The sequence below is a fragment of the Actinacidiphila acidipaludis genome (genome assembly GCF_019890725.1).
GTDB lineage: Bacteria > Actinomycetota > Actinomycetes > Streptomycetales > Streptomycetaceae > Actinacidiphila > Actinacidiphila acidipaludis.
Window position 1 is genome coordinate 1 of the sequence record NZ_JAINZZ010000087.1, and the last position, 23,817, is coordinate 23,817.

Annotated in this window: 22 protein-coding genes and 1 pseudogene; 15 read left to right on the forward strand and 8 right to left on the reverse strand. The window is 73.1% G+C overall.

Features of this window, described 5'->3' with window-relative positions; translation table 11 throughout:
• The 6 genes from K7862_RS34885 to K7862_RS34910 all read left to right on the forward strand — a co-directional run.
• On the forward strand, window positions 1-1,212 hold a 1,212-nt coding region (locus K7862_RS34885), incomplete at its 5' end, for a CocE/NonD family hydrolase C-terminal non-catalytic domain-containing protein (RefSeq protein WP_272493249.1).
• Between the two features lie 86 nt (window positions 1,213-1,298).
• A complete protein-coding gene (locus K7862_RS34890) occupies window positions 1,299-1,481 on the forward strand; it encodes a tail-anchor membrane protein (protein WP_222969389.1) in 183 nt (60 codons plus the stop codon).
• 67 nt (window positions 1,482-1,548) lie between these two features.
• The gene (locus K7862_RS34895) at window positions 1,549-2,094 is read left to right on the forward strand and encodes an MOSC domain-containing protein (protein WP_222969391.1); all 546 of its coding nucleotides are present in this window, start codon (window positions 1,549-1,551) and stop codon (window positions 2,092-2,094) included.
• Window positions 2,095-2,173: 79 nt separating this feature from the next.
• Window positions 2,174-2,728 carry a riboflavin biosynthesis intermediates N-glycosidase gene (ybiA, locus tag K7862_RS34900; protein ID WP_222969415.1) on the forward strand — a complete coding sequence of 185 codons (555 nt, stop codon included), beginning with the start codon at window positions 2,174-2,176 and terminating at the stop codon, window positions 2,726-2,728.
• Between the two features lie 119 nt (window positions 2,729-2,847).
• Window positions 2,848-3,879 carry an isopenicillin N synthase family dioxygenase gene (locus K7862_RS34905; RefSeq protein ID WP_222969393.1) on the forward strand — a complete coding sequence of 344 codons (1,032 nt, stop codon included), beginning with the start codon at window positions 2,848-2,850 and terminating at the stop codon, window positions 3,877-3,879.
• Between the two features lie 278 nt (window positions 3,880-4,157).
• Window positions 4,158-5,537 (forward strand): FAD-dependent oxidoreductase, encoded by a 1,380-nt coding sequence (locus tag K7862_RS34910; protein ID WP_222969394.1) that lies wholly within the window; start codon window positions 4,158-4,160, stop codon window positions 5,535-5,537.
• A gap of 22 nt (window positions 5,538-5,559) precedes the next feature.
• On the opposite strand, the gene K7862_RS34915 is transcribed toward K7862_RS34910, so the two are convergent.
• Entirely contained in the window at window positions 5,560-6,672 is a 1,113-nt protein-coding gene (locus K7862_RS34915) for a hypothetical protein (RefSeq protein ID WP_262414277.1), read from the reverse strand.
• Between the two features lie 282 nt (window positions 6,673-6,954).
• On the opposite strand from K7862_RS34915, the gene K7862_RS34920 reads away from it, so the two are divergent.
• Window positions 6,955-7,173, forward strand: a complete 219-nt coding sequence (locus K7862_RS34920; protein WP_222969396.1) for a hypothetical protein — start codon at window positions 6,955-6,957, stop codon at window positions 7,171-7,173.
• Here the strand turns inward: K7862_RS34920 and K7862_RS34925 are convergent.
• Window positions 7,160-7,768: a class I SAM-dependent methyltransferase gene (locus K7862_RS34925; protein WP_222969398.1), complete on the reverse strand. Its 609-nt coding sequence runs from the start codon at window positions 7,766-7,768 to the stop codon at window positions 7,160-7,162. The genes K7862_RS34920 and K7862_RS34925 overlap by 14 nt on opposite strands.
• A gap of 184 nt (window positions 7,769-7,952) precedes the next feature.
• Here K7862_RS34925 and K7862_RS34930 point away from each other — a divergent pair, with 184 nt between their 5' ends.
• Together K7862_RS34930 and K7862_RS38565 are read left to right on the forward strand one after the other, a co-directional pair.
• Window positions 7,953-8,339: a roadblock/LC7 domain-containing protein gene (locus K7862_RS34930; protein ID WP_222969399.1), complete on the forward strand. Its 387-nt coding sequence runs from the start codon at window positions 7,953-7,955 to the stop codon at window positions 8,337-8,339.
• 114 nt (window positions 8,340-8,453) lie between these two features.
• Window positions 8,454-8,807, forward strand: a pseudogene (locus K7862_RS38565) (DUF6397 family protein); the annotation flags it as partial.
• A gap of 177 nt (window positions 8,808-8,984) precedes the next feature.
• On the opposite strand, the gene K7862_RS34940 reads toward K7862_RS38565, so the two are convergent.
• Window positions 8,985-11,498, reverse strand: coding sequence for a DEAD/DEAH box helicase (locus tag K7862_RS34940; protein WP_222969400.1), 2,514 nt, complete (start codon window positions 11,496-11,498; stop codon window positions 8,985-8,987).
• Window positions 11,499-11,633: 135 nt separating this feature from the next.
• On the opposite strand from K7862_RS34940, the gene K7862_RS34945 reads away from it, so the two are divergent.
• Window positions 11,634-12,428, forward strand: coding sequence for a metal-dependent hydrolase (locus K7862_RS34945; protein ID WP_222969401.1), 795 nt, complete (start codon window positions 11,634-11,636; stop codon window positions 12,426-12,428).
• A gap of 93 nt (window positions 12,429-12,521) precedes the next feature.
• On the opposite strand, the gene K7862_RS34950 is transcribed toward K7862_RS34945, so the two are convergent.
• A complete protein-coding gene (locus K7862_RS34950) occupies window positions 12,522-14,303 on the reverse strand; it encodes an ABC transporter ATP-binding protein (protein WP_222969402.1) in 1,782 nt (593 codons plus the stop codon).
• Window positions 14,300-16,276, reverse strand: coding sequence for an ABC transporter transmembrane domain-containing protein (locus K7862_RS34955; protein ID WP_222969403.1), 1,977 nt, complete (start codon window positions 16,274-16,276; stop codon window positions 14,300-14,302). The genes K7862_RS34950 and K7862_RS34955 overlap by 4 nt, the downstream gene beginning before the upstream one ends.
• Window positions 16,277-16,609: 333 nt before the next feature.
• Between K7862_RS34955 and K7862_RS34960 the strand changes: the two genes are divergently transcribed.
• The 3 genes from K7862_RS34960 to mscL all read left to right on the forward strand — a co-directional run bounded on the left by K7862_RS34960 (window position 16,610) and on the right by mscL (window position 19,908).
• Window positions 16,610-17,347, forward strand: coding sequence for a hypothetical protein (locus tag K7862_RS34960; protein ID WP_222969404.1), 738 nt, complete (start codon window positions 16,610-16,612; stop codon window positions 17,345-17,347).
• A 260-nt stretch (window positions 17,348-17,607) separates the two neighbouring features.
• On the forward strand, window positions 17,608-19,344 hold the full coding sequence (locus K7862_RS34965; protein WP_222969405.1) for a carbohydrate-binding module family 20 domain-containing protein: 1,737 nt from the start codon (window positions 17,608-17,610) through the stop codon (window positions 19,342-19,344).
• 111 nt (window positions 19,345-19,455) lie between these two features.
• Window positions 19,456-19,908, forward strand: a complete 453-nt coding sequence (gene mscL, locus K7862_RS34970; protein ID WP_222969406.1) for a large conductance mechanosensitive channel protein MscL — start codon at window positions 19,456-19,458, stop codon at window positions 19,906-19,908.
• A gap of 42 nt (window positions 19,909-19,950) precedes the next feature.
• Here mscL and K7862_RS34975 read toward each other — a convergent pair whose 3' ends face one another.
• Window positions 19,951-20,460 (reverse strand): MarR family winged helix-turn-helix transcriptional regulator, encoded by a 510-nt coding sequence (locus tag K7862_RS34975; protein WP_222969407.1) that lies wholly within the window; start codon window positions 20,458-20,460, stop codon window positions 19,951-19,953.
• A gap of 45 nt (window positions 20,461-20,505) precedes the next feature.
• Here K7862_RS34975 and K7862_RS34980 point away from each other — a divergent pair, with 45 nt between their 5' ends.
• Complete coding sequence (locus K7862_RS34980; protein ID WP_222969408.1) at window positions 20,506-22,401, forward strand: ABC transporter ATP-binding protein; 1,896 nt, start codon at window positions 20,506-20,508, stop codon at window positions 22,399-22,401.
• 107 nt (window positions 22,402-22,508) lie between these two features.
• A complete protein-coding gene (locus K7862_RS34985; RefSeq protein WP_222969409.1) occupies window positions 22,509-22,889 on the forward strand; it encodes a DoxX family protein in 381 nt (126 codons plus the stop codon).
• Here the strand turns inward: K7862_RS34985 and K7862_RS34990 are convergent.
• Both K7862_RS34990 and K7862_RS34995 read right to left on the reverse strand, forming a co-directional pair.
• A complete protein-coding gene (locus K7862_RS34990) occupies window positions 22,855-23,547 on the reverse strand; it encodes a LutC/YkgG family protein (protein WP_222969411.1) in 693 nt (230 codons plus the stop codon). The genes K7862_RS34985 and K7862_RS34990 overlap by 35 nt on opposite strands.
• On the reverse strand, window positions 23,544-23,817 hold a 274-nt coding region (locus K7862_RS34995), incomplete at its 5' end, for a lactate utilization protein LutB domain-containing protein (protein WP_222969413.1). The genes K7862_RS34990 and K7862_RS34995, both read right to left, overlap by 4 nt.

The following is a 23,817-nucleotide window of genomic DNA, read 5'->3' on the forward strand; positions in this document are numbered from 1 at the left end:
CTGTCGGACTACGTGGAGAGCGACAGCGCGCACGCCTCCTGCGCCGCCGAGCAGCAGAAGATCATCGCCGGCTCGCCGCGCTCCGGCGACTGGACGCCGTTCTGGACCGACCGCGACTACGTCAAGGACGCCGGCAAGGTGAAGGCCAGCGTCTTCGCCGTGCAGGGCATGCAGGACCTCAACGTGCGCACCAAGCACTTCGGCCAGTGGTGGACCGCCATCGCGCAGCACGGGGTGGAACGCAAGGTGTGGCTGTCCCAGACCGGCCACGTGGACCCGTTCGACTACCGGCGCTCCGCCTGGGTGCCCACCCTGCAGCGGTGGTTCGACCACTACCTGCTCGGCGTCGACAACGGCATCCAGCGCGAGCCCATGGCCGACATCGAGCGCGGCGTCGACCAGTGGACCACCGACCGCGTGTGGCCCGCCCCTGGCACCCGCACCAGCGCGCTGAGCCTCGGCGCCACCGGGGTCAACGGCCTCGGCACGCTCGGCAGGGGCCGCACGGCCGGCACCGAGTCGTTCACCGACGACCCGAACCTGTGGGAGGAGGACTGGGCCGCCGCGGCCGACACCGCCACCCCGGCCAAGACGGTCTTCACCACCGGCGTGCTCGCCAAGGACCTGCGGATCTCCGGCGGCGGAACGGTCACGGTCACCGCCACCCCGTCCACGTCCAGCGCCCACCTGTCGGCCGTCCTGGTCGACCTCGGCCCGGCGACGATCCGTGACTTCCTGGGCGGCGGCGAGGGCATCACGACCCTGTCCACCCGCTCCTGCTACGGCGAGAGCACGCCCGGCGACAGCGCGTGCTACCTCGACACCGCCGCCGACACCGAGACCGTCGACCACACCGTCTTCAGCCGCGGCTGGGCCGACCTGGGCCACTACCGGTCCCTCGCCCACGGGGTGGCCCTCACCCCCGGCAAGCCCTACACGATGACCATCCAGCTCGCCGCCACCGACCACGTGGTGCCGGCCGGGCACCGGCTCGCGCTCATCGTCGCCGGCACCGACAACGGGCTGATCCTGCCCGCCTCCACCACGCCCACCGTGACGGTGGACCTGTCGCACTCGGAGCTGGACCTGCCGCTGGTCGGCGGCGCCGGGGCCCTGGCGACCCGGCCGGGCGCCGCGGCCCAGCAGCGCACCCCCGCGCTGCGGCCCGCCGCCCCCGCCCCGCACCTCACCCCGGCGGCCGAGCTGGGCTGAGGCCGGGAACCGGGGTGGCCTGCGCCGCGTTCCACTGGTAGTACGGTGAGGGCGCGGCGCAGGCCGCCGTGAACGGGAGGCGGGGCATGTCGAACAGAACGAAGCTCATCGTCGGCGGCGTGGCGATCGGACTGATCCTGCTCATCTGGGTCCCCTGGTGGGTCACCTTCCTGATCATCATCGGAGTCCCGACCGCGGCCTATCTGACCCTCGACTCCTCCCAGCGGCGCCGGCTGCGCCGGGTGAGCCGGCGGCAAATCGGTCGCTGACCAGCGACGTCCCCGGATAGGCTGAGTCATCGGGTCAGGGCATCCGATCGAGGGGACGACGTTTCCGATGAACAGCGGCACGGTGGTCGCGGTCAGCCGCGACACCACACACCGGTTCAGCAAGATCAACCAGGACACCATCCGGCTGCTCGCCGGCCTCGGTGTCGAGGGTGACGCGCACCTCGGCGTCACCGTCCAGCACCTCTCCCGCATCGCCCAGGACCCCACCCGGCCCAATCTGCGCCAGGTCCACCTCATCCACGCCGAGCTGTTCGACGAGCTCCGTCCGGCCGGCTACACCATCGCCCCCGGCGACCTGGGGGAGAACGTCACCACCCGCGGCATCGACCTGCTGGCCCTGCCGGTGGGGACGCGGCTGCGTCTGGGCCCCGAGGCCGTCGTGGAGGTCACCGGCCTGCGCAACCCCTGCCTGCAGATCGACCGGTTCCGCGACGGCCTGCTCAAGCGGGTCGTCGGTCGGGACGAGCACGGCGACATCGTCCGCCGGTGCGGGATCATGAGCGTCGTCGTGCGGGGCGGCGAGGTCCGCCCGGACGACACCGTGGCCGTCGAACTGCCCGCCGCGCCCCACCGCCCGCTGGAGACCGTCTGAGCCCGCGCGGCAGGCGCCAGAGAAAGGGACCGAAGCCCCCGTGTCGGCAACCGCAGAACCAGCCGAGGCCATCCGCAGCGTGGCCGGTCTCGTCGCCCGCACCGCGACCGGCGGCCGTGTGAAGTACCTGCACTTCTGGGGGCACCGGCCGCAGCGCGACGGCTCCGCGGGACCCGGCTGCCTGAGCCAGTGGTGGCCGTCGCCGTTCTCGGTCGACGGCGTCACCTACGCCACCGCCGAGCACTGGATGATGGCCGGCAAGGCCCGGCTGTTCGGTGACGCCGAGGCCGAGCGGCGCGCCCTCACCGCCGGACACCCCAAGACGGCCAAGGACGTGGGCCGCTCGGTCCGCGGCTTCGACGACGAGGTGTGGCGGCGCGAACGGTTCGCGCTGGTCACCGAGGGCAGCGTGCACAAGTTCGGGCAGCACCCCGACCTGCGGGACTTCCTGCTCGGCACCGGCCGGCGCGTGCTGGTCGAGGCCAGCCCGCTGGACCGGGTGTGGGGCATCGGGCTGGCCGCCGACGACCCGCGGGCCGAGGACCCCGCGGCCTGGCGCGGCCTGAACCTGCTGGGCTTCGCGCTGATGGAGGCCCGCGCCCGGCTCGCCGCGGAGCGGCACACCGGGGCATGACGGGTTCCGTCCGGGCCGCGCGCGTGGCGGCCCGGGCGGACGTACGCTGGCCGTAGAGGGTCTCGGGGGCCTCTCGGACATTCGGCACCTCCGGGACTTCCGGGACCTTCAACCGAGCCATGTCAGGTGCCCAGCAACTTCCCGTGATCGACCTCTCCGCGGCGGCCGACGGCTGCACCTCCGAGGTCCGGCGGGCCCTGCGTGATCGCCTGCACACCGCCGCCCACGAGACCGGCTTCTTCCAGCTCGTCGGCCACGGCGTCACCGCCGAGCAGACCTACGCGCTGATGACACAGGTCAGGGACTTCTTCGCGCTTCCGGAAGCGGACCGCTCCGCACTGTCCAACCTCGACTCGCCGCACTTCCGCGGCTACACCCGCACCGGGGACGAGCACACCCAGGGCCGCCGCGACTGGCGCGACCAGCTCGACATCGGCGCGGAACGGCCCGCGCGCGTACCGGGACCCGGTGAGCCCGCCTACTGGTGGCTGCAGGGCCCCAACCGGTGGCCGCCGGCCCTGCCGTCGCTGCGCACCGCGGCCCTGGACTGGATGGACCGGCTCAGCCGCGTCTCCCGGCTGCTGCTGCGCGAACTGCTCGCCGCGATCGGCGCCGACCCCGGCTTCTACGACGACATCTTCGCCCCGGCCCCGCACCTCCAACTCAAGCTGGTCCGCTACCCGGGCAGCGCGCCGGACGGGGCGGCGGGCGCCGGCCAGGGCGTCGGCGCGCACAAGGACTACGGCTTCCTCACCCTGCTGCTGCAGGACTCCGTCGGCGGGCTCCAGGTGCAGCGCGCGGACGGACTCTTCCACGAAGTGCCGCCGATGAAGGGCGCGTTCGTGGTCAATCTCGGCGAACTGCTGGAGGTCGCCACCAACGGCTACCTCAAGGCGACCAACCACAAGGTGGTGTCGCCGCCGGGCGCCCGGCAGCGGTTCTCCGTGCCGTTCTTCTACAACCCGCGGCTGGACGGCCGGGTCGTCCCGCTGGACTTCCCGTACGCCTCCGACGCGCCCGGGATCAGCGAGGACGAGGGCAACCCGCTGTACGCGGAGTACGGCCGCAACGCCCTCAAGGGGTGGCTGCGAGCACACCCCGAGGCGGCCCGGCGCCAGCACCCAGACCTGCTCGCGCCCACCCATGCGTGACGGGCAGGGTGGACGCGAGCAGCCTTTCGCGAGGAGCCTTTCCGGGAAGCCGGCTCCTCGCCGGCAACGGATCCAACGCCCGTGCATCGCGGGCACGTTCACGTACCGACCGCCGAGACCGGGCCGGTGGCCCGGGACGGTCTGACGAGGTGTGACAGGGCGGGCCGCGGTCGCGCACGTAGAGTGCGGTCGGGGACGTTGTCCACCGCGGGCCCCGCAGCGCGCCGACCGGACCACGGACCGCAAGCCGACCAGCACACGAAGGGGAGCCGCGGGACATGACGGAACGTCTGGTGGTCATCGGTGGCGACGCGGCCGGCATGACGGCCGCCTCACAGGCCCGCCGCCGCAGGCCCGCCGAGGACCTGGAGATCGTCGCCTTCGAGCGCGGCCGCCACACCTCCTTCTCCGCCTGCGGCATCCCGTACTGGATCGGCGGCACCGTCTCCGGCCCCGAGGCCCTGATCGCCCGGACCGCCGACGAGCACCGCGCCCGCGGGATCGACCTCAGGCTGGGCACCGAGGTGACGGAGATCGACCCGGACCGGGGCCGGGTGCGCAGCCGGGGAGCCGACGGCCGCGAGGAGTGGACCTCGTACGACCATCTGGTGATCGGCACCGGCGCGGTGCCGATCCGGCCCCCGATCCCCGGCATCGACGCCCCGGGCGTCTACGGCGTCCAGACCCTCGACGACGGGGAGGCGGCCCTGGCCGCGCTCGACCGCGGCGACGTCCGCCGCGCCGTCGTGGTCGGCGGCGGCTACATCGGCGTCGAGATGGCCGAGGCGATGCTGCTCCACGGTCTGGAGGTCACCCTCGTCGACCGCAACGACCAGCCGATGAACACCCTGGACCCCGACATGGGCCGCCTGGTGCGGAAGGAGATGGAACAGCTCGGGGTGCGGATCGCCTCGGGCGCCGCCGTCCGCGAGGTGCTCACCGGCCCCGACGGCCGCGCCCGCGCCGTCGTCACCGACGAGGCCGAACATCCCGCCGACATCGTGGTGCTGGGCCTCGGCGTCCGCCCGAACACCGAGCTCGCCCGCGCCGCGGGACTGCCGCTCGGCGCCTACGGCGGCCTGCTCACCGACCGCGCCATGCGGGTCCGCGGCACCGACCGCGTCTGGGCCGGCGGGGACTGCGTGGAGGTGCTCAACCTCGTCTCCAGGACCGAGCAGCACGTGCCGCTGGGCACCCACGCCAACAAGCAGGGGCGGATCATCGGCACCAACATCGGCGGCGGCTACGCCACCTTCCCGGGGATCGTGGGCACGGCGGTGAGCAAGGTCTGCGCGGTGGAGATCGCCAGGACCGGCCTCAAGGAGTCCCAGGCCCGGGCGGCCGGACTGCGCTTCGTCACCGCCACGGTGGAGTCCACCAGCCGGGCCGGCTACTACCCCGACGCCGGGCTGATGACGGTCAAGGCCATCGCCGAACGGAACTCCGGGCGGCTGCTGGGCCTGCAGATCGTCGGCAGGGAGGGCGCCGCCAAACGCGTGGACATCGGCGCGGTCGCCCTCACGGCCGGCATGACGGTGGAGCAGATGGTCGACCTGGACCTCGGCTACGCGCCGCCGTTCTCGCCCGTCTGGGATCCGGTGCTCGTCGCGGCCCGCAAGGTGGCGGACGCGGTGGCGGCGGACCGGCGCGCCGGGTGAGGGCGCGGCCCAGGGCCCGGGCTCAGGAAGACGCCGCCGCCGTGGCCGGCGCGGAGGCCAGCCTGCCCAGGGCCTCCATCAGCACCGGGAGCGAGGGGCCGCGCCCGATCGGCAGGATCTCGCCGGGCACGTCGTCGAGCAGCGCGAACGCCATGTCGTCGGCCCGGCCCACCAGACTCCAGCCGGGCCCGTCGGCCCGGACCGACCCGTAGGCGAGCCGGACCCGCCCGGGCGGCGGGGGAGTGCGCACATAGGCCTCCGCCGCCTCCAGGACGCGCCGCACTCCGGAGTGCGAGACGGGTCCCTGCGCGGCCGGTACGGCATCGTCCTCGCGGGCCGTTCCGGCGTCGTCCCCGCCGCCGGACTCCGCGGTGCTTTCGTCGGACTCCGCGGTACTCCCGCCGGTCTCCGTGCTTCGGCCGGTTTCCGCGCTCCGGCCGGCCGTCCCGCCGGGATCGGCCGCACCGCCCGGGCCCGGCTGCTCCCGCGCGGGGTCCTCCTCGGAGGCAGCCGCCTGCTGGTCCGGCGCCGCCGTGTCCGCGGGAGCGTCCGCGGCCTCCTCGTCGCCGGCCGCGTCGAACTGGTCGCGCCACTCGCGCCAGTGGATCGCGATCTCGTCGGCGCCGAGCCGGCGTTGCGCCGGCCCCCATTGGGCGGGGTCGGGAGGGGTCAGTGCGGGACCGCCGGCGGTCTCCTCGTCGGGGTCGAAGGGCGCGGGGATGCCGGGCACCGACACGGCGACGGGCACCGGCCAGCCCGGCAGTGACGCGATCATGCTGCTCTCGTCGGGAGACAGGTCGTACTCCAGGCCGCAGTCCCACGCGGCCAGCGCACAGGCCACCATCCAGGCGTCGGTGGTCGCCACCGTCCAGCGCGCGCCGGTGCCGTCCTGGCCGAAGACCAGCCCGTAGCCGTCCTCGACCGGTTCCAGGCCGAGCCCGGCGCACGCGGAGGGGTAGTCGTCACCGAGCACACCGGGGTACTGGCCGGGCGTCAGCAGCGCGGCGGTCAGCACGAGCAGCGCGTCGTCGTCGATCGCCTCACCGACCGCGGCGTCCAAGGCGCCACCGACCGCGACGCCGGTCGCGCCGTCGCGTGCGAGTACGTCGTCCTCTGGTGTCTCGGCCGCGGCCATCCGTCGTCTCCCTGTCGTCCCGGTCCGCGCACCTTAACCAGCGGGTAACCGTCACGTCGAGAGTCTGCGGAGCGCCGGAATCCGCCCGGGCCTGCCTTCACCGCACCTGCACGCGGTCTCCATGAAGCCTCACCGACGAGGGGCCGTCCGCGGGGCGCCGTGGCCTGTGGCCGGGGACTGCGCGCCGAGCGCCGGCAACGTCCCGCGCAGCCAATGGAGTTCGGCCGCTCTGGTGGCGCGGGTGACGACGAGGATGCCCTGCCGGAAGGGGGCGTCCAGGTCATGGGCGCGCAGCGCCCGGTCGCCGTCGTGGAAGCGCGACGAGAACCGCTGGGGTGCGACGGGACGAGCCTGTTGGCGGCGGGCGGCGGGCGGCGGGCGGCGGGCGGTGGGTGGCCAGGCGGAGAGGCGGTGATCGTGCCGGGTGCGGGGCACTGCCTCGTGCTCGACGCCCCGGCCGCCTACGCCCGGGTGGGCGCGGTGGCGGTCAGCGCCGCCTGACCGCCACCGCCAGGTAGCGCGCGTCGGAGTCGTCGAAGAGGCCCAGTTCCCAGCCGGTGGCGTCCAGGATCCGGCCGATCCGCGGCTGAGCCCTGACGTCGTCGGGCTCCAGGGTGTGGCCGCGTCGGGCGGCCAGCGCGGCTCGTCCGAGCGGATGGAACAGCGCGAGCCGGCCGCCGGCCCGCGTCACCCGGGCGAGTTCGCGCAGGCCCGCCGACGGATCGGTGAGGTGGTTGACCAGGCCGGCGGCGAACACGGCGTCGAAGGCGCCGTCGCGCATTGGCAGTTGCTCGCTGTCGGCCTCCAGCAGGGCGCCGTCCGCGGCGCGGCCCAGCGCCGTCGCCTCACGCAGCATCTCGGGGGTCACGTCCACGCCGACGACGGTGCCCGACGGGCCCACCGCCGCGCGCAGTTGCGGCAGCGCCCGGGCCGTCCCGCAGCCCGCGTCCAGGGCGCGGTCGCCCGGGCGGAGGCCCAGTTCGCCGACCGCCGCCGCGTAGACGGGCGTGTCGTCCGGATATCGCGTCTCCCAGCCGACCGCCCTGGCGGCGAAGAACTCCCTGGTCTGCTGCCGATCGCGCTGTGTCCTGGCCATGCGTCATGGTCGCATGCCGGCGATCCGAGTCGCGGACGTTGGCCCGGCACCCCGCACGGCGGCCGAAAACCGTCGGCGAGCGGCGGTGCGGGGCATGCGCGGGGCCGCGTCGTCCCGAGAGGGGGTTGCCGTGGCGCGCCGGAGGTAAGAGGCTGCCTACCGCAGCGGAGGGCGGAGGTAGGGGATGACGGTGGGGAACGGGCTCGCGTGGCTGCTCGACGATCTGACGCAGCGGGTGCCGCACGTGCAGCACGCTCTGGTGCTGTCGAGCGACGGGCTGGTCACCGGAGCGAGCGGCGAGCTCGACCGTGCGACGGCCGAGCACCTGGCCGCCGTCTCGTCCGGGTTCCACAGCCTCGCCAAGGGCGCGGGGCGGCAGTTCGGGACCGGCGGCGTCCGGCAGACGATGGTCGAGTTCGACGAGGGCTTCCTCTTCGTCACCGCGGCGGGGAACGGCAGTTGCCTGTCGGTGCTGAGTGGCATGGAGGCCGACATCGGCCAGGTCGCCTATGAGATGACCCGCCTCGTGCACCAGGTCGGCGAGCACCTCGGCGTGCCGCCGCGCGGGTAGGGGCCGGGCGCTTCCCGCTCGTCCGGGTTATCCACAGGGCTTCCGACGGCTGTCGCCCGACCGCGCTAGATTCGTCACTGTCAGTGATGAACAGAGCGCGGGGGAGTGACGGTCATGAGGACAGTGAAGAGGCGCGGGACGTCGCGGGGGCAGTCCGCCGGGCTGCCGGCTGACGCGGGGGAGCTGGTCTCCCTGAGTCAGGCTCGGGACGAACTGGCCCTCGATTATGACGAGTTCGAAGTCGCCCTGCAGGTGGGCGAGGTGCGCACGGTCGTGTGCGGGCCGGGCGTGTGGAAGGTGCCACGGGCCGAACTGGACCGGCTGCACGCGGCGGAGGGATGTCCGGACACCCTGCTGGAGCGGCTACGGCTGGTGAGCAGTGGCGGCGCCGCGGACGTCATGGGCATCAGCCGGGACCGGTTCGTCCGCCTGGCCAGAGCGGGCTGTGTGCGCCCGGTGCGCTGGTACGTCAACCAGTACGACGGCCGACGCGCCGGACGAGATCGCGGCGGGGCTGGTGGCGCTGGCCGAGGCGCTGGGGCGGCGGCCGCCGGGCGGCCCGGACCGGGAGGCCCCGAGTTCCCCGCCGGCCGGCCCGGGCCGCGGCGTGCAGGGTGCGCCGCCACACGGCCCGGGCCTCAGGGCTCAGAGCTCGCCCACGTCCGTCAGCCGGATCACCGCGCGGCCCTCCTCGTCGGACGCCGCCAGGTCGACCTCGGCGGAAATGCCCCAGCCATGATCGCCGGCGGGGTCGTCGAAGGTCTGCCGGACCCGCCACAGGCCGTGCTGCGGCTGCTCCTCGATCCGGAGCAGCTTCGGGCCGCGCGCGTCCGGGCCGGTGCCGAGGTCGTCGTACTCGTCCCAGTAGGCGTCCATGGCGTCCGCCCAGGCGTCCGCGTCCCAGCCGGCCTCCGCGTCGAGTTCGCCGAGCTCGTCGAACTTCTCCAGCGCGGCCAGCTCGACCCGGCGGAACAGCGCGTTGCGCACCAGCACCCGGAAGGCGCGGGCGTTGGCGGTGACCGGCTTGACCTGGTCGGCCCGCTCGGCGGCCTCCTCCGCGCTCTCCTCCTCGGGGTTGGCGAGCTGCTCCCACTCGTCGAGCAGGCTGGAGTCGACCTGCCGGACCAGCTCGCCGAGCCAGGCCGTCAGGTCCTGGAAGTCCTCGGACTTCAGGTCGTCCGGCACGGTGTGCTCCAGAGCCTTGTACGCGCTCGCCAGGTAGCGCAGCACGATCCCCTCGGTGCGGGCCAGCTCGTAGTAGGAGACGAACTCCGAGAAGGTCATGGCGCGTTCGTACATGTCCCGGACCACGGACTTCGGCGACAGCGGATGGTCGCCGACCCACGGATGGCTCTTGCGGTACACGCCGTAGGCGTGCATCAGCAGCTCCTCCAGGGGCTTGGGGTAGGCGATGTCCTGGAGCCGTTCCATGCGCTCCTCGTACTCCACCCCGTCGGCCTTCATCGCGGCCACCGCGTCGCCGCGCGCCCGGTTCTGCTGGGCGGCGAGGATCTGCCGCGGGTCGTCCAGCGTGGACTCCACGACCGACACCATGTCCAGCGCGTAGGACGGGGAGTCGGGGTCCAGCAGGTCGAAGGCGGCCAGGGCGAACGTCGACAGCGGCTGGTTGAGCGCGAAGTCCTGCTGCAGGTCGACGGTCAGCCGGACGATCCGGCCCTCGGCGTCCGGCTCGTCGAGCCGTTCCACCACGCCGCCGTCGAGCAGCGAGCGGTAGATGGCGATGGCGCGGCGGATGTGCCGCAGCTGGGACCGCCGGTCCTCGTGGTTGTCCTCCAGCAGCCGGCGCATGGCCTCGAAAGCGTTCCCCGGGCGGGCGATCACCGACAGCAGCATCGCGTGGGTCACGCGGAACCGCGAGGTCAGCGGCTCCGGATCGGAGGCGATCAGCTTCTCGAAGGTGTTCTCCGACCAGTTGACGAACCCCTCGGGCGCCTTCTTGCGGACCACCTTGCGGCGCTTCTTCGGATCGTCACCCGCCTTGGCCAGCGCCTTCTCGTTCTCGATGACGTGCTCCGGGGCCTGCGCCACCACGAACCCGGCGGTGTCGAACCCGGCGCGCCCGGCCCGGCCCGCGATCTGGTGGAACTCCCGCGCCCGCAGCACCCGCACCCGCTGCCCGTCGTACTTGGTCAGCGCGGTGAACAGCACGGTCCGGATGGGCACGTTGACGCCCACGCCCAGGGTGTCGGTTCCGCAGATCACCTTCAGCAGACCGGCCTGGGCGAGCTTCTCCACCAGCCGGCGGTACTTCGGCAGCATCCCCGCGTGGTGCACGCCGATGCCGTGCCGGACGAACCGCGACAGATTACGGCCGAAGGCGGTGGTGAACCGGAAGTTGCCGATGAGCTCGGCGATGGCGTCCTTCTCGGCCCGCGTGCACATGTTGATGCTCATCAGCGCCTGCGCGCGCTCCACCGCGGCGGCCTGCGTGAAGTGCACGATGTAGACGGGGGACTGGCGGGTGTCCAGCAGCTCGGTGAGCGTCTCGGTCAGCGGTGTCGTCCGGTACTCGTACGACAGCGGCACCGGCCGGGTCGCCGAGCGGACGACCGCGGTGGGCCGCCCGGTGCGGCGGGTCAGGTCCTCCTCGAAGCGGGTGACGTCACCGAGCGTGGCCGACATCAGCAGGAACTGCGCCTGCGGCAGCTCCAGCAGCGGGATCTGCCAGGCCCACCCGCGATCCGGCTCGGCGTAGAAGTGGAACTCGTCCATCACCACCTGGCCGACGTCCGCGTCCCGGCCGTCGCGCAGGGCGATGGAGGCCAGCACCTCCGCGGTGCAGCAGATCACCGGCGCGTCCGGGTTCACCGACGCGTCGCCGGTGAGCATGCCGACGTTCTCGGTGCCGAACAGTTTGCACAGGTCGAAGAACTTCTCCGAGACCAGGGCCTTGATCGGCGCGGTGTAGAACGTGACGTCGTCCCTGGCCAGCGCGGCGAAGTGCGCACCGGCCGCGACCAGGCTCTTTCCCGATCCGGTGGGAGTCGACAGGACCACGTTCGCCCCCGAGACCACCTCGATCAGCGCCTCCTCCTGGGCCGGGTAGAGCGTGATGCCCTGACCGGTCGCCCACGTCGAGAAGGCTTCGAAGAGGGCGTCGGGGTCGGCGTCGGACGGCAGCTGATCGATAAGGGTCACCCCTCCATCTTGCCTGGCCCCGCGGCCGGAGGCGGAACCGGAGGACGGGGACCGTGATCATCACCGGTAGGGTGTGCCGTCAACGATGCGTCAACTCCGCCTGAGGACGGCGGTCAAGGGGGGCTGGGCAACACCATGATGGGACCTGCGCACTCACTGTCCGGAGCGGCGGCCTGGATGGGAGTGGGAGCCGTGGCCGCGGGCCTCGGGCACCCGATGCCGTGGCCGACGCTCGTGGTCGGTGCGCTGATCTGTGCGGGCGCGGCCCTCGCCCCCGACCTGGACCACCACGCCGCCACGATCTCCCGGTCCTTCGGCCCGCTGTCCCGCGCCGCGTGCAAGATCATCGACGCCATCGCGCACGCCACCTACAACGCGACCCGCGGCAAGCGCGACCCGCGTCGTTCCGGCGGCCACCGCACCCTCACGCACACCGCCGTGTGGGCTGCGCTGATCGGCTGCGGCTGCTCGGCGGCAGCGGTCTACGGCGGCCGCTGGGCGGTGCTGGCGATCCTCTTCGTCCACATGGTGCTGGCGGTGGAGGGCCTGCTCTGGCGGGCGGCCCGGGTCTCCAGCGACGTGCTGGTCTGGCTGCTCGGCGCGACCAGCGCGTGGGTGCTCGCCGATGTACTGGACGACCCGGGAAACGGCAAGGACTGGCTGTTCACCCAGCCCGGCCAGCACTACATGTGGATCGGCCTGCCGATCATCGTGGGCGCGCTGGCGCACTGCGTCGGCGACGCGATCACCGTCTCCGGCTGCCCGATCCTGTGGCCCATACCGATAGGCCGCAAGCGCTGGTACCCGCTCGGACCGCCGAAGTTCATGCGGTTCCGGGCCGGCAGCTGGGTGGAGCTGAAGCTGCTGACGCCCGCGATCTTCCTGGTCGGCGGGGCCAGTGCGCTCGGCGCCCTGGGCTTCATCGGCTGAGCTGCCCGGTCTTCACCGGCTCACGGCCCCGGGTCTCCGCGGCCGGCCCGCGCGGGCCGGCCGCGGAAACGGGGGAAACGCGGGCCCCAGCCGTCACCCGTGCCAGGACCGCCAGAGCGCCGCGTACGCGCCGTCGGCCGCGACCAGCTGGTGGTGGCTGCCGAGTTCGCTGATCCGCCCGTCCTCGACCACCGCGATCACGTCGGCGTCGTGGGCCGTGTGCAGGCGGTGCGCGATGGCGACCACCGTCCGGCCGTCCAGCACACGGGAGAGCGAGCGTTCCAGATGCCGGGCGGCCCTGGGGTCGAGCAGCGAGGTCGCCTCGTCGAGGACCAGGGTGTGCGGGTCGGCGAGCACCAGCCGGGCCAGCGCGAGCTGCTGCGCCTGGGCCGGGGTCAGCGCGGCGCCGCCCGAGCCGACCTCGGTGTCCAGACCGCCGTCCAGGGCCCGTGCCCAGTCCTCGGCGTCGACCGCGGCCAGCGCCGCCCACAGCTCCTCGTCGGCGGCGCCGGCCCGCGCCAGCCGCAGGTTGTCGCGCAGCGAGCCGACGAACACGTGGTGCTCCTGGTTGACCAGGGCCACGTGCGAGCGGACGCGCTCCGCGGGCATCCGGGCGAGCTGGGCCCCGCCGAGCGTCACCTCGCCCACCCGCGGCGCGTAGATACCGGCCAGCAGCCGCCCCAGCGTGGACTTGCCCGCGCCCGACGGCCCGACCAGCGCCAGCCGGGTGCCCGGCGCCACGCTGAGCGTGACGTCGTGCAGCACGTCCGTGCCCGCCCGGTAGCCGAACCGCACCTGTTCGGCGGCCACGTGACGGCCGTCCGGGGCGATGTCCGCGTCGCCGTCCTCCGCCGCGACCTCGCGGACGCCGACCAGCCGGGCCAGCGACACCTGCGCCACCTGGAGCTCGTCGTACCAACGCAGGATCAGGTTCACCGGGTCGACGAGCATCTGCGCGTACAGGGCGCCGGTGGTGAGCTCGCCCGCGGTGACCCAGCCGTTGAGGGCGAAGACGCCGCCGATCATCAGCACCGCCGCCAGGATGACGGTGTGCGTGAGGTTGATGACCGGGAACAGCACGCTGCGCAGCCACATCGTGTACCGCTCCCAGGCCACCCACTGCCGGATGCGCAGCCGGGACAGCTCCTCGCGGCGGGCGCCCAGACCGTGTGCCTCGATGGTGCGGCCGGCGTCCACCGACTCGGCGAGGACCGCAGCGACCGCCGCGTACCCCGCCGCCTCGGACCGGTACGCCTGCGGCGCCCGCCGGAAGTACCACCGGCACCCGGCGACCAGCAGCGGCACCGCGACCAGTACCGAGAGCGCCAGCGGCGGGGAGGTGAAGGTCAGCGCGCCCAGCAGCAGCGCCGCCCACACCACGGCGATGACGAGCTGTGGCACGGCCTCCCGCATCGCGTTCGACAGCCGGTCGACGTCCGTGGTGATCCGCGACAGCAGGTCACCGGTCCCGGCCCGCTCCAGCACGCCCGGCGGGAGGGCCACCGAACGCACCAGGAAGTCCTCCCGCAGGTCCGCGAGCATCCGTTCGCCCAGGACCGACCCGCGCAGCTGTTCCAGCCGCACGAAGAACGCCTGGACGACCAGCGCCACCGCGAACAGCACGACGATCCGGCCGACGTGGATGTCCCGGTGACCGGTCGACAGGTCCTGCACCATGCCGCCCAGCAGGTACGGCCCGACCATGGACGCCACCACCGCGACGGTGTTCGCGCCCATCAGCAGGCCGAAGTCGCGCCGGTGCCGCCGGACCAGGTCGCGCACATAGGCGCGGACGGTGGCCGGCGACCCCACCGGCAGCGTGGTGCTCTGCTGCGGCGCGGCCGGGTCGTACTCCGGCGGTCGCACGCCGATCATGCGGACTCCTCCATCGGTGGGGCGGTACGGCGGCCGTCCGGACGGGCGGCCGCGCGGCCGGGTGCCTCGCCCGAGGGTTCGGGTCCGGCCTGCGGCGGCACGGTCTCGCCCGGGCCGGTCCCGGCGTCGGCTTCGCGGGTCACCACCGCGCGGTAACGGGGGCTGCTCCGCAGCAGCTCCAGGTGGCTGCCGCTCGCCGCGGCCCTGCCCTCGTCGACGAACACCACCAGGTCGGCGCGGTCCAGGACCAGCGGGCTGGAGGTGAACACGACCGTGGTGCGCCCGGTCCTGATCTCGCGCAGGCCGCGCGCGATCCGTGCCTCGGTGTGCGCGTCCACGGCCGACGTCGGCTCGTCGAGGACCAGCGCCTCGGGGTCGGTGACCAGCGAGCGGGCCAGCGCCAGGCGCTGGCGCTGGCCGCCGGACAGCGAGCGGCCCCGCTCGGTGATCCGTGCCCGCATGGGGTCGCCGGACTCCGCGTCGGGGCCCGCCAGGGACTGCACGAGCGCGTCGAGCACGTCCTGGCACTGGGCGGCGGCGAGCGCCTCGTCGGCGCCGACCCGACCGGAGGACGGCAGGTCCAGCAATTCGGCGAGGGTGCCGGACAGCAGTACCGGGTCCTTGTCCTGGACCAGCACCGCCGCGCGGGCCGCCGCGAGCGGCATCAGGTCGAGCGGCCGGCCGCCGAGTTCCGCCGAGACCTCGCCCTCCGCGGCCTGCGGGCTGTGCCCGCCCAGCCGGTCGGCGAGCCGTCCCGCGGTGTCGGGGTCCCCGCAGACCACGGCCGTCAGCAGCCCCGCCGGGGCGGTCAGGCCCGAGGTGGGGTCGTGCAGGTCACCGGCCGCAGCCGCGGTCCCGGCGGTGTCCGCGTCCTCGGCTGTCGGGTCGGCGATGCCGCTCGAAGCACCTTCGGTGGCGGCAGCGGTGGCCGTGGGGCCGAGTGCGTCGGGCGCGGCGCCCGGCGCGGCGACGGTGGCGCGCCGCAGCCCCAGCACGCGGGCCGCCCGCTTGGCCGAGGGCCGCGAGAACGACCAGGCCATCGCGATCTCCTGGAAGTTCCGCAGCGGCAGCATCAGGAAGCCCACCGCGCCGTACACGGTGACCAGTTCGCCCACCGAGATCCGGCCGTCGAGCGCGAGCCGCACCCCGTACCAGGCCACGCCCATCAGCAGCAGACCCGGCAGGGCGACCTGCACCGCGGAGATCAGCGCCCACATCCGGGCGCTGTGCACGGCGGCGGTCCGCACCTCCTGCGACGCCCGGCGATAGCGTTCGAGGAACAGGTCCTCGCCGCCGATGCCGCGCAGCACGCGTAGTCCGGCGACGGTGTCGGCGGCCAGCTCGGTCGCCTTGCCGGCCTTCTCGCGCTGCAGGTCGGCCCGTCTGGTCGCGGCCGGCAGCAGGGGAAGCACGGCCAGTGCCAGCACCGGCACCGCGGCCGCCACCATCAGGCCGAGCCGGGGCTCGTAGATCAGCAGGGCCACGGCGATGCCGATCGTGGCGAGCAGGGCGGAGGTGAAGCGGGCCAGCGCCTCGACGAACCACCCGATCTTCTCGACGTCGCCGGTGCTGACCGCCACCACCTCGCCGGCCGCGACCCGGCGGGTGAGCACCGAGCCGAGTTCGACGGTCTTGCGGGCGAGCAGCTGCTGGACCCGGGCGGCCGCGCAGATCCAGTTGGTCACGGCGGTGCGGTGCAGGAAGGTGTCGCCGAGCGCGGTCAGCACGCCGAGCAGCAGCATCAGGCCGCCTGCCAGTGCGAGGCGGGTGCCGGAGCGGTCGACGACGGCCTGGACGGCCATGCCGACGGCGGCCGGGAAGCAGGCCACGGCGGCCATGTGGAGGGTGCCCCACGCGGCGGCGGCCGCCTGCCCGCGCCACTGGCGGAGTTCCAGCCAGAGCAGGAAGCGGAACCCGGAGCGGACGTCGGGCACGCCGGGGTCGGGAAACGGAAGACTGCGGAGGGACGGCATGAGGTCCTGGGATCTCTGCGAGGGTGGGCGGTACGGGATGACGAGGGGCAACGAACCTGGATCATCCGGTCATCCGGTGCGCATGCGGATGAATCCTGCCGGGAGTGGTCAGGAGCCGTGCAAGGTTCGCGCGTCGGCGGAGCCGGGTCAACCGGTTTTCGGCGGGCCCGGACGGAACGCGCCGACCGCCGGGGTAGGTTCGGGGGAGGCCGTGGGGCGGAGCCGTGACCGGGCGGCGGGACCGCTCGGCCGGAGGGCCGGCAGGACGAGCGGCACGAGAGCGGTACGACGAAACGACGGCGTCTTCGAGGGCGCCCGAACGAGAGGGGCGCGATGCGCCGGACGGCAGGCAGCGTACGAACGGTGCTGCTCGTGGCGGCGACGGCGGGGGCGCTGCTGCTCACCGGCTGCGGCGGCAAGGGAGCCCCGGCCGGCTCCCCGGCGTCCCCGAAGGGGACCCCGCGCCCGAACGCCGCCCCGGCGGCCGACACCCGCACCCTGCCCGGCGTCGGACCCCGTCTCACGGACCGGGTCCCCGCCTCGGCGCGGCAGGCGCTGGTCGTCTACGGCGCGAGCCCGACCACCTCGAAGTCGAGCGTCACCCTCTTCACGCGCAGCGGTGGCGTGTGGCACCGCGGCCCGAGCTGGCCGTCGCACAACGCCATCCACGGGTGGACCCTCCAGCACCACGAGGGCGACCTGAAGAGCCCGGTCGGCGTGTTCACCCTGCACGACGCCGGCGGTCTCCTCGCCGACCCCGGCTCCCGGCTGCCATACCACCAGTCGACGGCGTTCACCACGCCCGCGTACTGGCCGAAGAGCTACCACCACGACTTCGACTACGTCATCGCCATCGACTACAACCGGGTCATCGGCAGGTCCCCGAGCGACCCCGCCCGCCCGCAGGGCGAGTCGCGCGGCGGCGGGATCTGGATCCACCTCGACCACGGCGTCGGCACATCGGCCTGTGTGACGGTCTCCCAGGACGCGATGCGGTACCTGCTGCACACGCTGCAACCGTCCGCGCACCCCGTCATCGTCATGGGCGACACCGCGGATCTCGCGGGCTGACGAGGCGTCACACCACCGCGCCGGCGCATCCCGGGACCCATCGCGGCCCGGTGCCGGCGTGTGTCCCGGCGGCCGTTCCTCGCAACCCCTTGCAGCAAGAGCGCGAAAGTTCTTCCGCCGACGTATTGACGTGTACGCATCGGCGGCGGGAAGCTCCTCGGCGGAGCCCGAGGGACCGGGCTCCCTTCCCCCACCCGGCGGCCAGGCGCGTGGCTGCCCTTCGAGGGCAGCACGCTGCCCGTCTCCCGAAGGAGCCGCCCATGAGATCCCGCGTCCTCAACGGCGCGCTGGCCGCGCTCGTCGCGGCAGCCGGCCTGATCGCCGTCTCCGGACAGCATCCCGCGCAGGCCGCCCCGCCCGGCGGCAAGGACGTCACCGCGACGCTCTTCGAGTGGAAGTTCGACTCGGTCGCGCAGGCCTGCACCAGCACCCTCGGCCCGGACGGCTACGGCTACGTCGAGGTCTCACCCCCCGAGGAGCACATCCAGGGCTCCCAGTGGTGGACCTCCTACCAGCCGGTCAGCTACCGGATCGCCGGCCGGCTCGGCGACGAGACGTCCTTCCGCTCCATGGTGAACACCTGCCACGCCGCCGGCGTGAAGGTGATCGCCGACGCCGTGATCAACCACATGTCCGCCGGGTCGGGCACCGGAACCGGCGGCAGCACCTACACGAAGTACAACTACCCGGGGTACTACCAGGACCAGGACTTCCACTCCTGCCGGACCAACATCACCGACTACACCAACCGCGACAACGTGCAGAACTGCGAGCTGAGCGGTCTCGCGGACCTCAACACCGGCAGCGACTACGTCCGTTCCACCATCGCGGGCTACCTCAACCACCTCATCGGTCTGGGCACCGACGGCTTCCGCATCGACGCCGCCAAGCACATCGCGGCCACCGACCTCGCGGCGATCAAGGCCAAGCTGTCCAACCCGAACATCTTCTGGGCGCAGGAGGTCATCTACGGCGCGGGCGAGGCGGTGCAGCCCGGCGAGTACACCGGTACCGGCGACGTCGACGCCTTCCAGGGCGCCTACGACCTCAAGCGGATCTTCACCAGCGAGAAGCTCGCCTACCTCAGCAACTGGGGAGCGTCCTGGGGCGCCGGCTACCTGCCCAGCGCCAACACCCGCACCTTCGTCGACAACTGGGACACCGAGCGCAACGGCTCGACGCTCAACTACAAGTACGGCAACACCTACACCCTGGCCAACGTCTACATGCTGGCCTGGCCGTACGGTTCGCCGAACGTCTACTCCGGCTACGAGTTCTCCGACAACGACGCCGGCCCGCCCAACGGCGGCACCGTCAACGCCTGTTACGCCGACGGCTGGAAGTGCCAGCACGCCTGGCCGCAGATCGCGAACATGGTCGGGTTCCGCAACGCGGTCGCCGGCACCGGCGTGACCAACTGGTGGGACAACGGCAACAACGCCATCGCCTTCGGCCGCGGCAGCAAGGGCTACGTGGCCATCAACCACGAGAGCGGCGCGATCACCCAGGCCTTCACCACGTCACTGCCCGCCGGCACCTACTGCGACGTGCAGCACAGCGGCGCCACCTACACGGTCGGCTCGGACGGGAGGTTCACCGCCACCGTCGGCGCCGGGGACGCCGTCGCCCTCTACGCCGGCGCGCCCTGCTCCGGCACCGGAAGCGGCACCACCGGCAGCACCGGCGGGGGCACACCCGACCCGTCGGCCGGCGCCTCCTTCGCCGTCAACGCGACGACCGTGATGGGCCAGAACATCTTCGTGGCCGGCGACAGCGCCGCTCTCGGCGGCTGGGACACCTCCAAGGCCGTTCCGCTCTCCTCGGCGAGCTACCCGGTGTGGAAGGCCGACGTGTCGATGCCCGCCGGCACGGCCTTCCAGTACAAGTACATCCGGAAGGACTCCAGCGGCGCCGTCACCTGGGAGTCGGGTGCCAACCGGACGGCCACGGTTCCCGCCTCCGGCAAGATCGTCCTGAACGACACATGGCGCAACTGACGCTTTGACGAACATTCCGTGTGACCGTCGGCACACGGATTGGCCCCTCTGTGGCGGACTTGGCATGCTGAGGCTTCCCAAAAATCTTGACCACAGAGGGGACCCCCACCCATGAAGGGCTTCCGGGCATTTCTGCTGCGCGGCAACGTCGTCGACCTCGCCGTCGGCATCGTCATCGGCGCGGCCTTCACCGCTCTGGTGACGGGCTTCGTCAAGGCCTTCCTGACGCCCGTCGTCGGCCTGGCCAGCGGCGCGACCGGTGACTTCAGCGCCAGGTCGTTCAAGGCGTCGGGCGTGACGTTCCCCTACGGAGTGTTCATCGACGCGGTGATCAGTTTCGTGATCGTCGCCGCGGTGATCTACTTCCTGGTGGTGCTCCCCATGAACAAGATGCAGGAGCGCTTCTTCCCCAAGGCCACCAGCGCGCCGGTGCGCGAATGCCCCGAGTGCCTGACCGCGGTGCCGGCCGCCGCCCGGCGCTGCAGCGCCTGCACCAGCCAGCTCGCCCCCACCGTCGTCGTCCAGGGCGGCCCCGCGGACCACGGCGCGAACCTGTCCAAGTAACGCGCGGTTCCCGTGACGCCTCGCCCCGGTGACGCACGGCCGTCACCGGCCGGCGTGCGGTTCCTCGTCGTCGAGCGCGGCCAGCAGCGCGGTGAGCGCCGCCCGCTGGCCGTCGTCGAGCGGGGCCAGCAGCTCGGCCGCCGCGGTGCGGCGCGCCTGGCGCAGCTCCCGCAGCACCCGGGAGCCCTCGTCGCGCAGCTCGATCCGGATCACCCGGCGGTTGTCCGGGTCCGGCACCCGCCGCACCAGATCGCCCGCCTCCAGGGCGTCCACCAGCGTCGTCACCGCACGCGGGACCACTTCCAGCCGCTGCGCGAGGTCGGCCATCCGCGGCGGCTCCGCGCAGTGCGCCAGGGCACGCAGCAGCCGAGCCTGGGCGGGCGTGACGCCGAGCGGCTCCATGAGCCGCCGCTGGGCGCGGTGCAGGCGCCGGCTCAGCCCGAGCAACTGGTCGGCGAGCCGGCCGGTCACCTCGTCCGGCCCCTCCGCGGGACGGTCGCCGGGGCCCTCCTGGTCAGCGGAGGCACGGGACGGAATCGTGCGCGTTTCCATACTCCGAGGGTATCAGGACCTCGTTCATTGTGAATATAGGTAACAATGAACTATACTCCCTATGTCCTGACCCCGCCGTGCCCACAGACCGGCCCGGCAGGGACCCGCGACCCGAGGAGTCCTTTGCGCCCCGAAAACGACCTCACCTCCCGGTGGACCCCACCGAAGAAGAAGCCCGCGACCCCCACCGACGTCCGCCGCATCGTGCGGCTGTTCCGCCCCTACCGGGGGCGCCTCGCCGTCGTCGGCGTGCTGGTCGCCCTGTCCTCCCTCGTCTCGGTCGCCTCGCCCTTCCTGCTGAAGGCGATCCTCGACACCGCCATCCCCCAGGGCCGCACCGGGCTGCTCAGCCTGCTCGCCCTGGGCATGATCGCCACCGCCGTCGCCAACGGCGTCTTCGGCGTGCTGCAGACCCTGATCTCCACCACCGTCGGCCAGCGCGTCATGCACGACCTGCGCACCGCCGTCTACGAGCGGCTGCAGCGCATGTCCCTGGCGTTCTTCACCAAGACGCGCACCGGCGAGGTGCAGTCCAGGATCGCCAACGACATCGGCGGCATGCAGGCCACCGTCACCTCCACCGCGACCTCGCTGGTGTCCAACGCCACCGCCGTGATCGCCTCCGTCGTCGCCATGCTCGCCCTCGACTGGCGGCTGACCGTCGTCTCCCTGCTGCTGCTCCCGGTGTTCGTCTGGGTCGCCCGCAAGGTCGGCCGCGAACGCAAGAAGATCACCACCGAGCGCCAGAAGCAGATGGCCGCGATGTCCGCGATCGTCACCGAGTCCCTCTCGGTCAGCGGCATCCTGCTCGGCCGCACCATGGGCCGCAGCGAGTCGCTGACCCGCGACTTCGGCACCGAGTCCGAGCGCCTGGTCGACCTCGAGGTCCGCTCCAACATGCAGGGCCGCTGGCGCATGGCCGTGATCGGCATCGTCATGTCCGCGATGCCCGCGCTGCTGTACTGGGCGGCCGGTCTGACCACCGGACACGGCGGCCCCGCCATCTCCATCGGCACCCTCGTCGCCTTCGTCTCCCTCCAGCAGGGCATGTTCCGGCCGACCGTCTCGCTGCTGGCCACCGGCGTGCAGGTGCAGACCTCGCTCGCGCTCTTCCAGCGCATCTTCGAGTACCTCGACCTGCCCGTGGACATCACCGAGAAGCCCGACGCCCGGCACATCGAGCGGGTCCGCGGCGATGTCCGCTTCGAGAACGTCGAGTTCTCCTACGACCCGGAGAACGGCGCCGCCCCCACCCTGCGGTCCCTCGACATCGACCTGCCCGCGGGCAGCAGCCTCGCCGTGGTCGGCGCCACCGGTTCCGGCAAGAGCACCCTCAGCTACCTGGTGCCCAGGCTGTACGACGTGACCGGCGGCCGGGTGTCCATCGACGGCACCGACGTGCGCGACCTGACCTTCGACACGCTGTCCTCCGCGGTCGGCGTGGTCTCCCAGGAGACGTACCTCTTCCACGCCTCGGTGGCGGAGAACCTGCGCTTCGCCAAGCCGGACGCCACCGACGAGGAGATCCGCGACGCCGCCAGGGCCGCGCAGATACACGACCACATCGACGGCCTCCCCGACGGCTACGACACCCTCGTCGGCGAACGCGGCTACCGCTTCTCCGGCGGCGAGAAGCAGCGGCTGGCCATCGCCCGCACCATCCTGCGCGACCCGCCGGTGCTCATCCTCGACGAGGCCACCAGCGCGCTCGACACGCGCACCGAGGCCGCCGTCCAGCAGGCCATCGACGCCGTGTCCGCCGGACGCACCACGCTCACCATCGCCCACCGGCTGTCCACCGTCCGCGACGCCGACCAGATCGTGGTCCTCGACGCCGGCCGGATCGTCGAACGCGGCACCCACGACGAACTCGTGGCGCTCGACGGGCGGTACGCCGCGCTCGTCCGCCGCGACAGCCTGATGACCCCCGCGGTCACGTGATCCGCGACAGCGCCGGGCGGTGCCGGGCGGTCTTGCCTCCGGGCTACTCGCCAGTAGGGTAAGGGCCTCGGCGGGAGCCGCGCCCGCCCGGCCCCCAGGAGGTCCCGGTGTCCGCACGTTCCGCCCGACTGCTCGCAGGTCTGCTCGCCACAGCCGGCACCGCGCACCTGCTCCGCCCGCAGCCGTTCGACGCGATCGTGCCCGACGCCCTGCCCGGACGTGCCCGCACCTGGACCCGGGCGAGCGGCGTCGCCGAACTCGCCCTGGCCGCCGCCGTCGCGCTGCCCGCGACCCGCCGCACCGGCGCGCTGCTCACCGCCGGCTTCTTCGTCGCCGTCTTCCCCGCCAACGTCAAGATGGCCTACGACTGGCGGCACCACCCCACCCCGTACAAGGCCGCCGCCTACGGCCGCCTCCCCGTCCAGGCCCCGCTCGTGGCGTGGGCGCTCAAGGTCAGCCGCTCGGCGGTGACGAACTCACCAGGATGACGTCGAGGGTGCGGGGGCCGTGGACGCCTTCGACGCGGTCCAGTTCGATGTCGCTGGTGGCGGAGGGTCCGGAGATCCAGGTCATGGGCCGCCGGGGGTCGAGCCGGGGGAGCGCCCGGGGCAGTGAGGTGACGACCTGCTCGGGCGCCGCGACGACACAGATGTGGTGGTCGGGGACGAGACTGAGGATGCGCCGGCCCTGGCCGGGTCCCGCGTCGAGGACGACGGTGCCTGTCTCCGCGACGGCCAGGGCGCATCCGGTGACGACGCTGTCGATGGTGTCGAGGCGGCGGGCGGTCAGCGTGCCGTCGTCGTGGACCACCTGGGTGCCGGTGACCGCGTCGAGCCAGTGCGGTGGCAGGCCCGGGGGCACGGCCGCGGTGGCCGCGCCCCGGTCGGCCAGGAGGCGGGCGATCACGGCCGGGAGGTCGCCGGGCGTGCAGTGGTGGACCCCCGCGCGGTAGTCGGCGAGGTTGTGCGCGAGGAGCCGCAGGACCGACGCGGGGTCGTCGGGAACGTGGGTGTCCTGGTACGTGCGGACGGCGGGGTCGAGTGGTTTCACGCCGGTGGTGCGGGCGTCCCCGAGGGCGGCCCGGATGCGGGCGAGGACCTTCTCGCGTGAGGTCGCGGAGGCAGGCGCCTCGTTGCCGGGGGTCATCGCCGGGTGTCCTCTCCCGCGGGCTGCGTGTCGGGTCCGTCTCCGGCAGGGCGCTTCTTCCACCAGGTGCGGAACGGGACGTCCGGGAGCCGGGGGATCTCGCGGGTGTTGCGCCAGGTCCGTGCCGGCCCGGGCAGGGGGAGTTCGGCGAGGCGGAGTCCGCGGGTGCGGGTGGCCCCTTGCCGGGCCAGGGCGTACGCGCTCGGGTGGTCGAGCAGCCAGGCGGCGGTTCTCATGACCGCCCGTTCCAGCGGGTGGCTGCGGGGTTGC